Below are 811 nucleotides of genomic sequence, written 5' to 3'. Positions count from 1 at the left end.
CTCCCGCGTCAGGATGAAGGCGGATCTCCGAAATCAGACCCCGTAGAAGAGCGATCGCCTCTGGACGCGTCGCGTCATCGGACAGGCTGGCAGCAAGGGTCGAGACTTTCTGGCGATAGACATCCGCCAGGCCCGGATGCAGGGCAATGGGATCCGGGGCAGGGGTGGCCGCAAGCTGTGCTTCAAGTTGCGTACGCTCTGCTTCCAGCCCGTCCATCTTCTCCTTCATGCTCGGGTGGAACATGCCCGCAGTGATCGCCGTGACGATGTTGTCGATCTCTTTCGTCACCTTTGTCAGTTTGCGCTCTGCGTCGCCTCTGGCCGAGAGGGCGGCCAAGCGTTCTTTTTGAACTTCTCGCTGAAACTCCGCGATGAATTCCGCCAGCAGATCGGGATGCAAAAGCTTGTCGCGCAGACCAGTCAGCACCCGCTCTTCGATTTGTTCGCGGTGGATCAATTGGCGGTTCTCGCAGGTGCCCCGATTGCGCGCCGCAGAGCATCCATATTTGACTTTATTCATCAGCGTGTAGCCAGCGCCACACCACCCGCATTTGAGTAAGCCCGAGAACAGATGCGTCGGTCGGCGCCCGACGCCAAACGCGTTATGAGCCAACGACTCTGAAGCACGTGCTTCGAAGATATCTTCGCGGATCGCGCCTTGGCGCTGTTTGACCCGAGTCCATTGGTCGTCGCTGATGATCCGCAGATGCGGCACCTCCTCGGTGATCCAGTCCTCGGGCGGGTTCGGCCGTGCCTGACGTTTGCCAGTATCGGGGTCTTTGACGAAGTGCTGACGGTTCCACACGAGGCG

General features: G+C 59.8%; 1 protein-coding gene. It reads right to left on the bottom strand.

The annotated features are described in order from the left end of the window. The coding region (locus tag CKO11_RS17110; RefSeq protein WP_223641507.1) for a recombinase zinc beta ribbon domain-containing protein at nucleotides 1-811 on the bottom strand (811 nt) is incomplete at both ends.

The sequence above is a fragment of the Rhodobacter sp. TJ_12 genome (assembly GCF_020023995.1).
Classification (GTDB): Bacteria; Pseudomonadota; Alphaproteobacteria; order Rhodobacterales; family Rhodobacteraceae; genus Rhodobacter.
This window is presented reverse-complemented; position numbering and strand designations above follow the sequence as displayed.